Origin of the sequence: Spirillospora sp. NPDC048824 (assembly GCF_043198455.1) — a bacterium.
Taxonomy (GTDB): Bacteria; Actinomycetota; Actinomycetes; order Streptosporangiales; family Streptosporangiaceae; genus Spirillospora.
Window position 1 is genome coordinate 38,009 of sequence record NZ_JBICUS010000016.1, and the last position, 12,299, is coordinate 50,307.

General features: G+C 71.6%; 10 protein-coding genes. All 10 read left to right on the forward strand.

Annotation, left to right across the window (positions count from 1 at the left end):
• Window positions 1-22: 22 nt before the first annotated feature.
• Entirely contained in the window at window positions 23-790 is a 768-nt protein-coding gene (locus ACGFIS_RS28170; RefSeq protein ID WP_392901140.1) for a phytanoyl-CoA dioxygenase family protein, read from the forward strand.
• A 10-nt stretch (window positions 791-800) separates the two neighbouring features.
• Complete coding sequence (locus tag ACGFIS_RS28175) at window positions 801-1,850, forward strand: DUF4432 family protein (RefSeq protein ID WP_392901142.1); 1,050 nt, start codon at window positions 801-803, stop codon at window positions 1,848-1,850.
• Window positions 1,847-2,644 carry an SDR family NAD(P)-dependent oxidoreductase gene (locus tag ACGFIS_RS28180; RefSeq protein ID WP_392901144.1) on the forward strand — a complete coding sequence of 266 codons (798 nt, stop codon included), beginning with the start codon at window positions 1,847-1,849 and terminating at the stop codon, window positions 2,642-2,644. Before ACGFIS_RS28175 ends, ACGFIS_RS28180 begins: the two co-directional genes overlap by 4 nt.
• A 104-nt stretch (window positions 2,645-2,748) precedes the next feature.
• The gene (locus ACGFIS_RS28185) at window positions 2,749-4,059 is read left to right on the forward strand and encodes a DUF5005 domain-containing protein (RefSeq protein WP_392973142.1); all 1,311 of its coding nucleotides are present in this window, start codon (window positions 2,749-2,751) and stop codon (window positions 4,057-4,059) included.
• Between the two features lie 116 nt (window positions 4,060-4,175).
• The gene (locus ACGFIS_RS28190; RefSeq protein WP_392901148.1) at window positions 4,176-5,138 is read left to right on the forward strand and encodes an alpha/beta hydrolase; all 963 of its coding nucleotides are present in this window, start codon (window positions 4,176-4,178) and stop codon (window positions 5,136-5,138) included.
• 30 nt (window positions 5,139-5,168) lie between these two features.
• Window positions 5,169-5,870, forward strand: a complete 702-nt coding sequence (locus tag ACGFIS_RS28195) for a FadR/GntR family transcriptional regulator (protein WP_392901150.1) — start codon at window positions 5,169-5,171, stop codon at window positions 5,868-5,870.
• 165 nt (window positions 5,871-6,035) lie between these two features.
• Window positions 6,036-7,307: an ABC transporter substrate-binding protein gene (locus ACGFIS_RS28200; protein WP_392901152.1), complete on the forward strand. Its 1,272-nt coding sequence runs from the start codon at window positions 6,036-6,038 to the stop codon at window positions 7,305-7,307.
• Between the two features lie 7 nt (window positions 7,308-7,314).
• Window positions 7,315-8,289, forward strand: a complete 975-nt coding sequence (locus ACGFIS_RS28205; RefSeq protein WP_392973144.1) for a carbohydrate ABC transporter permease — start codon at window positions 7,315-7,317, stop codon at window positions 8,287-8,289.
• On the forward strand, window positions 8,286-9,140 hold the full coding sequence (locus tag ACGFIS_RS28210; protein ID WP_392973146.1) for a carbohydrate ABC transporter permease: 855 nt from the start codon (window positions 8,286-8,288) through the stop codon (window positions 9,138-9,140). The genes ACGFIS_RS28205 and ACGFIS_RS28210 overlap by 4 nt, the downstream gene beginning before the upstream one ends.
• A gap of 30 nt (window positions 9,141-9,170) precedes the next feature.
• A complete protein-coding gene (locus tag ACGFIS_RS28215) occupies window positions 9,171-12,287 on the forward strand; it encodes a glycoside hydrolase family 38 C-terminal domain-containing protein (protein WP_392901158.1) in 3,117 nt (1,038 codons plus the stop codon).
• The last annotated feature ends 12 nt before the right edge of the window (window positions 12,288-12,299 follow it).

The following is a 12,299-nucleotide window of genomic DNA, read 5'->3' on the forward strand; positions in this document are numbered from 1 at the left end:
ACTGGACACAGAAGGGACGCCCATGGACGACGATCCGATGCGAGGCTACGACGACGACGGATACGCGATCTTCAGGAACGTCATCGATTCCGCGCTGATCGCCGAGGCCGACCAGCACGTCCGCTGGCTGCAGGAGCGCCACCCCGACCGGACCGGTGAGGACCTGTCCACCGAACTGGTCGCCAAGGACCCCTTCTGGGTGCGGCTCGTCTCCGACGACCGGCTGCTGGACGTGGCGCAGCGGTTCATCGGACCCGACATCGCCCTGTTCGCCTCCGCCTACATCTCCAAGCCGCCCTACACCGGCAAGGCGGTCCTGTGGCACCAGGACGGCGCGTTCTGGCCGCTCGAACCGATGCGCGTCGTGACGCTCTGGCTCGCCATCGACCGCTCGACGCCGGAGAACGGCTGCCTGCGCGTCGTCCCCGGCAGCCACAAGGACGACCTGCACGAGGTCAGGGAGCGCGACGACGCCGGCGCCGTCTTCGGCGTGGAGAGCGCGGTCGGGGTGGACGAGTCCCGCGCCGTGGACCTCGTCCTCGAACCCGGGGACGTCGAGGTCCACCACCCGAACATCATGCACGGCAGCAACGCCAACAACTCGCCCCACCGGCGCTGCGGCCTCACGATCCGCTACATCCCGACCTCGACCCGGATCACCGAGGAGCCGCTGCCGTTCCCGTCCGCGCTGCTGCTGCGCGGTGAGCCGGGCGTGAACGAGTACCAGCCGCGGCCCCGCTACACGCCCGGCGAGCACTTCGCCTTCAGCGGCGCGGAGACCTGGGGCTGACCGGCCGCCGATGACGTATCGACGCCACCGGCCGTCCCGGAACTGGGGCGCCCGCGTCCACGAGATCACCTGGGCGGGCGTGGACGCCCTGGTGCTGGAGAACGAACTGCTGAGGGTGACCGTCCTCGCGGGCAAGGGCGGCGACATCGCCGAGTTCTGCTTCAAGCCGCGCGACATGGACTTCGTGTGGCTGTCGCCCGGCGGCCTGCGCAACCCGCGGGACGTCGCCGGCGGCGCGGCGGACGACACCGCCGTGTTCCTCGACGGTTACGAGGGCGGGTGGCAGGAGGTCCTGCCGAACGGCGGCGCCCCGAGCACCTACCGGGGTGCCGCGTTCGCCCAGCACGGCGAGGTCGCCGGCCTTCCGTGGGACGCCGAGATCGTGGCCGACGACCCCGGCGAGGTCGCCGTCCGGCTCGGCGTGCGGGCCAGGCGGATGCCGCTCCGGCTGGTCAAGACGCTCCGGCTCCGGTCCGGCGAGCCCGAGCTGGTCATCGAGGAGGAACTGGCCAACGAGTCCGGTGTGCCGCTGGACGTGATGTGGGGGCACCACATCGTGTTCGGCGCGCCCTTCCTGCGCCCGGGGCACCGGATCAGGCTGCCCGGCGCCGCCCGGGTCGTCCCGCACGAGACCGCCATCGGGCCCGGTGGCCGCCGCGTCGCGGGAGGCGGGCCGCACGCGTGGCCGCGTGTCCCCGGCGACACCGGCGGGGTCGTCGACCTCGACGTCGTTCCCGGCCGCGGTGCGCCGAGTGAGATCGTTTACCTCGCCGGCCTGGACGAGGGCCGCTACGAGGTCGTCGATCCGGACGGCGGCCTCGGGATGCGGGTGCGCTGGGACGTGTCCGTCCTGCCGCATCTGTGGCTGTGGCAGGAGTCCGGCGCGACCACCGGGCATCCGTGGTGGGGCCGCGCGTACGTGATGGGCCTGGAACCGTTCGCCGGATATCCGACGGACGGGCTCGCGGCGGCGGCCGCCAACGGGACCGCGCTCCGGCTGGAGCCGCACTGCACCCGGAGGCTCCGGCTGAGCGCGGGCGTGATCGAGGGGGACACATGAAGGAGTTCGACGGCAGGGTCGCCATCGTGACCGGCGGGTCGCTGGGGATCGGACGGGCCGTGGTGGAGCGGCTCGCGGCGGACGGCGCCGCGGTGGTGTTCTGCGGCCTCGGCGCGGACGGCGTCGGGCGGGCGGAGCGGGAACTGCGCGCGGACGGCCTGGAGGTCACCGGCGCGGTGGCGGACGTGACCGACGCCGCGCAGATGAGCGGCCTGGTCGAGACGGCCGTGTCCCGGCACGGGGGGCTCGACGTGGTGGTGACCTGTGCCGGCGTCCAGCGCTACGGGACGGTCGAGGAGACCTCCGAGGAGCTGTGGGACGAGGTGCTCGGCGTCAACGTCAAGGGCGTCTTCCTCGCCTGCCGTGCCGCCGTCCCCGAGCTGCGGCGCCGGGGCGGCGGGGCGATCGTGACGATGTCGTCGGTGCAGGCCTTCGTCTCGCAGGACCGGGTCGCCGCCTACAGCGCCAGCAAGGCCGCGATCAACGCGCTGACGCGGGCGATGGCGCTCGACCACGCCGCCGACGGCATCCGCGCCAACGTGGTCTGCCCGGGGTCGGTCGACACCCCGATGCTGCGCTGGGCCGCCGACCTGTTCCGCGGGGAGTCGAGCCAGGACGCGCAGGTCGCCGAGTGGGGACGGGCGCATCCGCTCGGACGGGTGGCGAACGCGGCCGAGGTCGCCGAGATGGTCGCGTTCCTCGCCGGGCCGCGCTCGTCGTTCGTGACCGGCGCCGAGCACCGCGTGGACGGCGGCCTTCTCGCCCGCAACCCCGCCGCTCTCCCAGAGATCTAGACACCAAGTCATCTAATGAATAATGATGTGGCGCACGGGCCGCGTGTGAACCGCCAACCCCATCCGTCCCCTGGTTCACACGGTGTGCGCTCGCGGAGGCTTCCATGCAGGATCCCGTCCCCTCCCAGCCCTCCTCTCCCGCCCGGCCACGACGCCGGCGGCGGACGCGTGCCGCCGCCATCACGTCCGCCCTGGTGCTCGGCGCCGGGCTGGCCACCGTTCCGGCCGTCCCGGCCGCGGCCGGGACGGCCGGAAACGGCTACGCGAAGGGGCACGGCAAAGGCCCCGGGAACAGCGCCGCCGGGCCGGTCTGCTCCGGCCGCCCAGCGCCGACGTTCGGCACGGCCGCGCCGAACACGGCCGTGAACGGCAAGTTCACCGCCTACGGCAACAGCAACGCCCTCCTGGACGACTGGACCGGCGCCGACACCACGTACTCGCTGAAGCTGTCGGACGGGCGCCTCGTCTACGCCTACTCCGACACGTTCCTCGGCAAGGTCAACGCGGACGGCTCCCGCCCGCTCACCGTCGACGACGGCGGGACGACCCCGTTCATCAACAGCTCCTTCGTCGTGCAGTCCGCCGGCGGCGGGCTCAGCACCGTCCACGGCGGGACGGCCGCCGCCCCGGAGGCGGTCATGCCGCCCCCGCAGCCGGCCCACTGGTACTGGGCCGGTGACCTCACCCAGAGCGGCTCGGAGATCCAGCAGGTCTACCGCGAGTACTACGACCCCGACCCGACGAACGGCACCGGGTGGGACATGAAGTTCAAGGGCAACGTCCTCGCACGCTTCTCCACCGGCGACCTGTCCGAGCCCACGCAGGTGAGGGCGATGCCCTCGGCGGACGGCGTCCAGTGGGGCTCGGCGCTGCTCAAGGACGGCGGCCACACCTACATCTACGGCACCGAGGACTACACCGACCCCGAAACGAAGGTGAACACCAAGTACCTGCACGTCGCGCGGGTGCTCGGCTCCGACCTGCGCGGCAGGTGGGAGTACCGGACGGCGGCCGGCTGGTCGTGGACGGAGACGGCGTCGGCGCGGCTGATGAGCGGCGTGTCCAACGAGTTCAGCGTCACCCGGCGCGGCCCGCACTACATCATGGTCAACCAGGACACGAAGATCGCCTTCGGTGCGGAGATCGACGTGCTGCTGTCCTGCTCGGCAGGCGGGCCGTTCACCGCCGAGCAGACCGTCTACTCGACGCCCGAGACCGGCGCCTGGGGCTCCTACGGGGACCCGGACGTCTACACCTACAACGCCCATCAGCACGCCTCGCTGTCGTCCAGCGGCAACCTGGTCATCTCCTACAACGTGAACAGCCTGGACGCCACCAAGGGCCCCGAGAACGACAACTACCGGGACGTCACCATCTACCGGGCGCGCTACGTCAACCTGCCGGTCTCCGGCTGACACCGCCCGCAATGCCGCGGCATCGCCGTTCCGTCCACGGCGGTACCGCTCCCCACGCGCCCCCGGGTGACCTCCCGCCCGGGGGCGCGTCCATCCCCTTCGGACATGGAGGTCCCATGGACGCCGACCTGGCCGCCGCGCTCGACGGAATGCCCCATGTCGGGCTGGCCGACCCGCTCAAGGCCCGAACGGCGATGCGCGACCTCGTCGCCGCCCTGAGTGAACCCGTCGCCGGGGCGGGCGCCGAGATCCGGGACCGGATGATCCCGGGGCCGCCGGGTGCGCCTCCCGTGCCGGTGCGGATCTACAGTCCGGGGCGTGCCGCGCGTCCGGCGCCCGTGCTCGTGTACTTCCACGGCGGCGGGTTCGTCACCGGCGGCCTGGACAACGAGCACGGCCGATGCGTGAAGTTCGCCGCCGAGGACGGGATCGCGGTCGTGTCGGTCGGCTACCGGCTCGCGCCCGAGCATCCGTTCCCCGCCGGGTTCGAGGACTGCTACGCGGCGACGGTGTGGGCGCATGAGCACGCGGCCGGATTCGGCGGCGACCCGGAGCGGGTCGCGGTGGGCGGGGGGAGCGCCGGGGGCGCGCTGGCCGCCGCGGTGGCGCTGCGCGCGCGGGACGAGGGCGGTCCGCCGCTGGTGTTCCAGATGCTGCTCTATCCCGTCCTGGACGACCGCATGGACACCCCGTCGATGCGGGCGTTCACCGAGCCGCCGCTGTTCAACCGCACCGACGTCGAGCACATGTGGCGGCACTACCTGGGCGGGCGGGCCGGCGTCCCGGCGTATGCGGCGCCCGCCCGCGCCACCGACCTGAGCGGCCTTCCGCCCGCGTACGTGCTGGTCGCGGAGTTCGACCCGCTGCGGGACGAGGATCTCGACTACGCGCACCGCCTGATCGTCTCGGGGGTCTCCACCGAGGTTCACCATGTGCCGGGCGCGTGCCACGGGTTCGACGGCATCATGACCGCGCGGCTGGGGCGGCTGGCGTTCGAGGAGGAGCGGGCCGTCCTGCGGCGGAACCTCGCCGGTGACCTGGCAGGAAAGGCTGGACACGACCAGTCGCTAAGTGATTAGATGACTTTACTTCTTGGGAACGAGGTGGCGATGTCACACGATGTGGCCCGGCCGAGCCTGGCGGATGCGCTGACCGAGCGGATGCTGGAGCTGATCAGGTCGGACGGCCTGAGCGCCGGCGACCGGCTGCCGTCGGCGCGCGAGCTGTCGCAGCGCTTCGCGGTGACCACGCCGACGCTGCGGGAGGCGCTGCGCAGGCTGGAGGCGACCGGAGCGATCCAGCTCCGGCACGGCTCGGGCATCTATGTGGGCGCCGACCTCGAACGGGTGATCATCCCGAACCCGAACGCCCGGACGCTGGACGGCGACCGGCTGCTCCAGCTCCTGGACGCCCGGCTGCTGATCGAGCCGCCGCTGGCCGCCCAGGCCGCCCACCGGTCCGAGCCCGGCGACCTCGAACGGCTCCGCACCGTCCTGGCCGATGCGGCCCGGAACCTGACCTCCGGCGAGGAGGCCGAGGCGCGGCTGCACGACGCCAACATGGCCTTCCACCGGGCCACCGCCGGCGCCGCCGGCAACTCCGTCCTCTGCGAGGTCATCGACTCGCTGCTGATGGTGCACTCCACCGAGCAGCGCGAGATACAACGGATCTTCGACGACCGCACCCGGGACTACGAGGAGCACCGGGCGATCCTCGGTGCCATCGAGACCGGAGCGGAACGGGAGGCCGAGGAGCTCATGCGCTCCCACCTCGCCGACGTCAAACACGTGATCGAGCAGCGGCTCGGCTGAGCGAGCCGCATCTCCGTACCCCGTAGCCCGCACCCCCGCACCCCCGCACCCCGTAATCACCGCACCCCCGCACCCCCGCACCCTGCCGCCCGGCGGACGCGCCGCGCGGTCTGTTCATCCTTCGACCACCCCGATCGGGCACCCACCCGATGAAGGAGGCTCACCATGTTGTCGTCCAAGCGACTGCGGGTGACCGCGTTCACCATGGGCGCGCTGCTGCTCGCCGCCGGCTGCGGATCCGGCGACGGCGGCGGCGACAAGTCCGAACTGAAGCTCTACAACGACAAGGGCGCATGGAAGCCCTTCTTCGAGCAGATGGCCGTGCTCGGCAAGCAGCAGACCGGCCTCGACATGAAACCGGTCGGCTACACCGACGAACCGACCTACACGGCGTTCATCAAGAGCTCGTTCCGCACCAACGTCAAACCGGACCTGTTCACCTGGACGACCGGTGGGCGGCTGAAGGAGATCGTCGACCAGAACCAGGTCGCCGAGACGACGAAGCTCTGGCAGGACGCCATCAAGAGCGGCGACCTGACCGAGGAACTGAAGACCTACTACACGGTCGACGGCAAGCAGTACTGCGTCCCGCTGAACACCGCCTACTGGGGCATGTTCTACAACAAGAAGCTCTTCGCCGAGCACGACCTGAAGCCGCCCACGACCTGGGCAGAGCTCGAGAAGGTCGCGCGGACGCTCAAGTCGAAGGGCCAGGTGCCCTTCAACCAGACCACCCCGACGTCGCTGTTCTCCTTCGCCTGGTTCGAGCAGCTCCTCGCCGGCAGCGACCCCGACCTGTACGACCGGCTGTCGAAGGGCGAGGCGTCCTACACCGACCCCGGCGTGGTGAAGGTGATGGAGCGCTGGAAGTCGATGATCGACGCCGGCTACTTCACCAAGCCGGGCGACAAGTCCGATCCCGCCGACCACTTCAAGTCGGGTGAGGCCGCCATGGTCATCAACGGGACGTGGTTCAACACGAGCATGACCCAGCGCGGCCTCAAGCAGGGCGAGGACTACGGGTTCTTCTTCATCCCGAACGTGAACCCGCAGTTGCAGAAGCGGTCACTGATCTTCGAGAGCGGGCCGCTGTGCTCGCTGCGCAAGGCCCCCGACCCGGAGGCCAGCACGAAGTACCTCAAGTGGTGGATCACGCCCGCGGCGCAGGAGAAGTGGTCCAACGCGCGCGGCGACGTGTCCGGCAACCCGAAGGTGAAGGTCGCCGACCCCGAGCTGGACAAGGTCACCAAGGAGGCCGCGTCGAACGAGAACCGGCTCATCCTGCGCTACTTCGAGGCGGCGCCCCCGCCCGTCCTCACCGAGGCGCTCAGCGGGTTCGACAAGTTCCTCAACGAGCCCGGCTCGTACATGGACGTCCTCAAGAACATCCAGAAGGTGAACGAGGACTACTGGAAGTCGCACAAGGGCGGAAGCTGATCCATTCATGAGCACGCACAAGGCCACCGCCGACCCTCCGGCGCCGGCGGTGGAGCGCGGGCACCGTCCGGGGACCGGCCGCCGCGGCTCGCGCGGCGGCCGTCCCGGGAAGGGTTTCGCGCTGCACGGCCGGTTCCGGCACGTCTACATCTCACCGGCCGTGCTGCTGGTCGCCGTCCTGCTCTACCTGCCGTTCCTGTGGACGGCGTACCTGAGCTTCACCTCCTACGACGGGCTCGCGTCGCCGGAGTTCACCGGCCTCGACAACTACCGGCGGCTCCTTGAGGACGATGCCCTGCTCATCTCGATCCGCAACACGCTGCTGTGGGTCGTCGGGACCGTCGCGCTGCCGGTGGGAGGCGGGCTGCTCGTCGCCGTGCTGTCCTACGACGTCAGGGGCGGCGGCTGGTTCCGGCTGCCGTTCCTGCTGCCGTACGCGATGTCGGGCGCCGGCCTCGGCGTGATCTGGGGCTTCATCCTGCAGCCGGACGGCATGGTGAACCAGATCCTGACGACCCTCGGCATGCCCGGCGGCGACACCGCCTTCCTCCAGGACGGCCCGCGCAACACCCTCGTGATGATCGTGGTGTGGACGTGGCAGCAGCTCGGCGTCAACATGCTGCTGTTCGTCGTCGGCCTGCAGTCGATCCCGAAGGGACCCATCGAGGCCGCCCGCATCGACGGCGCGTCCGGATGGTCGATGTTCCGGCACGTCACCTGGCCGCTGATGCGGCCCATCACCACCGTCGTGCTCGGCCTCGCGCTCGTGGCGGGCCTGAAGAACTTCGACATCGTCTGGGTGATGACGCAGGGCGGGCCGGGACGCTCGTCCGAGACGCTCGCCGTGACCATGTACCGCGACGTGTTCGTCGCCAACGAGTACGGATACGGCTCGGCGGTCGCGGTGCTGCTGACCACCATCACGGGCCTGGCCTCGTACGTCTACCTGCGCCGCCAGATCGGCAAGGAGGAGATGTCGTGACGGAGCGAAGCGGCGGCCGGAGAGCGGGCGCGCTGAACCGGACGGTGCGCCGCGCCGTGCTGGCCGTGCTCGGCGTGGTGTGGCTGTTCCCCACGTACCTGATCGTGGCGAACGCCGTCCGGCCCGCCGGCGACTACGATCCGTCCGACTCGGTGTCGCCGCCGTCGTCGATCGGGCTGTTCGACAACATCTCGCAGGCGTGGGAGCAGACCGCCGTCGGCAGTTCGCTGCTGAGCACCCTGCTCTACAGCGTCGTCTCCCCGCTACTGGCCGTCCTGCTGGGCGCGCTCGCCGGTTACGCGATCGTGGTGCTGCGGCTCAAGCACGGCTTCACCTGGTTCATCGTGATCTTCGCGGGGACCGTGGTGCCGTTCCAGATGCTGCTGATCCCGCTGTTCGTCGGCTACAGCAAGGTCGCGCTGTACGACGACAGGCTCGGGCTGATCCTGATCTACTCGGCGATCAACGTCCCGCTCGCCGCGCTCGTGATGCGCAACTTCTTCGGCAACGTCGCCATGTCGATCTTCGAGGCGGCGCGGCTGGACGGCGCGTCCACGTTCCGCATCTTCTGGCGGATCTACCTCCCGCTGTCCTCGGCGGCCCTCGCCGCCGTGTTCATCCTGGAGTTCACCTTCGTGTGGAACGACCTGCTGTTCGGCCTGACGCTGTCGCAGTCGGAGAACGTCCGGCCGGTGTGGGCGGAGCTGTCGGCGCTCACCACCGACGTGTACGCCGGGACGCCCGTGCCGATCGCGCTGGCCGCCGGGCTGGTGGTCTCGCTGCCGACCGTCCTGCTGTTCCTCGCGACGCAGCGGCTGTTCACCCGCGGGCTCACCCTCGCCCAGTTCTGACGCTCCCCAGAGAAAGAGTGACGCATAACGATGACGAGTCGTCTGCTTCAGGCGAGCCTCGGTTCGCCCGACTATGACGGGATCCGCGAAGCGCTGCGGGAGGACACCTCCACCGAGGTCCTCGCGGTGCGGGGGCTGTCCGTCCGCGCCGCCGTGCTGCCGCTGTTCAAGCGGGACGAGACCGGCGAGCTCCGGCAGGCCGTCCGGCTGACACCGGCCGGCGGCGGCCCCGTGGACCTGGCGCTCAAGGACGGTGACACCGTCGTCGCGAGCGCCACCGCCGCCGCCGGCGAGACCGTCACGCTGCTCGTCCCCGAGGCGGACGGCCCGCGCCGCGTCACCCTGGAGGTGCGGCGGCCGGGCGCTGGCGGAGCGGACGGTCTCGTGGGCGCCGCGCCGCTCGACATCCTCCCGCAGCGCAAGTGGAACGTCTTCGTCGTCCACCACTCGCACCTGGACATCGGCTACACCGACACGCAGGGCACCGTCCTGCGGCACCACCTGGACTACCTCGACGCGGCGCTGCGGCTGGCGCGGCAGACCGACGGGCGCCCGGACGACGCCCGGTTCCGGTGGTCGGTGGAGTCGTCGATGCCGGCGCTGCGCTGGCTCGCGACCCGACCCGGCGACCAGGTCGCCGAGTTCACCGAGCGGGTCCGCGCGGGCGCCATCGAGGTCACCGCGTTCCCGATGCAGCTGCACACGGAGGCGTGCTCGACGGAAGAGCTGTACCGGCAGCTCCGCTTCGTCGAGCACCTGCGGCACGAGTACGGCATCGAGGTCCGCTCGGCCATGCACACCGACATCCCGGGCGCGGTCGCCGGGACCGTCGACGCGCTGAACGCGGCGGGTGTCCGCTACCTGGCCGCGGCGCACAACTGGGCCGGGCGGTCCGTCCCCTACATCACGGGCGGCGACAAGCTCGCCCGCCCGTTCCGGTGGCGGTCGCCCGGCGGCGGCGAGCTGATCGTCTGGTTCACCGACACCCCGCACGGCATGGCCTACATGGAGGGCAACACCGTCGGGCTCGTCGACGGCTACGACCTCGCCGAGGACCTGCTGCCCCGTTACCTCGGCTCCCTCGCCGACCGCCCCTACCCGTACGGGCCCGGGACGTTCGGCTGGTACGCCGCGCCCGGCCAGGTCGGCGCCGCCAAGGACCCCGACTTCCTGGACGCCGTCCACCTGCGCGTGCAGGGCGCGCACGCCGACAACGCCGGGCCGTCGATCGTCCCCGCCGACATCGCGCACCGGTGGAACGAGACGTGGGCGTACCCCCGGCTTCGGATGGCGACCAACGCCGACTTCTTCGAGTACGTCGAAGAGCACCACGGCGACCGGCTCCAGACCCACGAGGGCGACTGGACCGACTGGTGGGCCGACGGCCTCGGCTCCGGTGCCCGCCCCCTCGGCCACGTCCGCCGCGCGCAGAACATCCTGCGGTCCGCCGAGACGCTGCACGCCCTCGCCGACGACCGCAGCGGCGACCGCACGGGCGCACCCGCCGCGATCGACGAGGCGTACGACCGCGCCGCGCTGTTCGACGAGCACACCTGGGGCGCCGCGAACCCGTGGGAGGACGCCGAAGAGGGCGGCGACTCCGGCGGCCTGCAGTGGACCCGCAAGTCGCAGGTCGGCTACCAGGCCCACGACGACGCGCTCGACCTGCTCCAGTCCGGCGCCCGGCGGCTCGGCGCGACGTTCGGGGCGGCGCCTGACGCGCTCGCGTCGTTCCTCGTCGTCAACCCCGGCACCGCCGCCCGCACCGACGTGGCCCGCGCGTTCCTGCCCCGCGACGTCGTCGCCGTGGACGTCCCGGTCGCACTCGTGGACGCCCGCACCGGCGAGCCCGTCCCGCACCGCGAGGAGGAGGTCGACCCGGACGAGTGGCCCACCCGTCCCATCGGGCGCCACCTGGAGGCGGTGGTACCGGACGTCCCCGGCCACGGGCACGTCCGCGTCGACGTGGTCCGCGCCGGCGCCGACCGCGGCGGGGCCGCCGCGCCCGAGCCGATCGACCTCGGCTCCGACGGGACGATCGAGAACGAGTTCTACCGCGTCGCCTACGACGTCAGGGAAGGCCACATCGGCTCGGTGTTCGACAAGGTCGCCGGCCGTGAACTGGTGAACTCCGGCTCCGTCGCCGGGTTCGGGCAGTACGTCTACGACCGGTACGCGACCGCGCCGCACTTCAACCACATGTCCGGGCACATGCTCGTCCACGACAAGACCATGCTCGGCGACCGGGCCGTCGGCACCCACGCGACCGTCACCGCGTGCGAGCGCACCCCCGCCGGCGAACGGCTCGTCATCGAGCAGCACGGCAAGGGCGTCGACTGGCTGCGCACCACCATCGACCTGTACGCCGGAGTCCCGCGCGTCGACGTCCGCTACCAGCTGGGCAAGCAGCCCACGGCGGCCAAGGAGGCGGTGTTCTTCGCGTTCCCGTTCGCCGTGGACGGGCCGCCGGCCGCCTGGGAGCTCACCGGCGGCGTCGGCGGCACCGCGGTCCCGAGCGTCCCCGGATCGGCCGAGCACATGCGGCCCATCCGGCACTGGGTCGCGTTCGAGGACCCCGGCCTGACCGTCGCGTGGGCGACGCTGGAGGCGCCGCTCGTCCAGTTCGGCTCCATCCACATGCCGTACGCGCCGTTCCCGCCCACTCTCGACAACGAGGACGGCACCGTCTACTCGTGGGCGCTGAACAACATCTGGGACACCAACTTCCCGTCCCAGCAGCAGGGCGAGACCACCTTCCGCTACGCCTTCGCGTCCGGCGCCGCCGGGTCGGGCCGCAGGCTCGGCGCCCGCACCGCCGCCGGCCTCACCGACCCGTTCGTCGCCACCTTCGCCACGGGCGACCCGCCCGCGGCGAGCGCACCGGCGAACGGGACGTTCCTGCACGTGGACGACCCGGACGTGCTCGTCACCTCGGTGGGCCGCGCACGCGCCGGCGACGGGCTGGCCATCCGGCTCCAGTCGCTCGCCGCCGACGCGGTGGAGACGCGCCTGCACGTGCCGGGCGTCACCGGCGCGCTGCTGAGCGGCGGTCTGGAGCGTGACCCGGCGGAGCTGCCCGTCCGGGACGGCACGATGACGGTACGGCTGCCCGCGTGCGGCGTCGTCACCGTCACCGTCCTGCGTTGAACGGCACGGCGT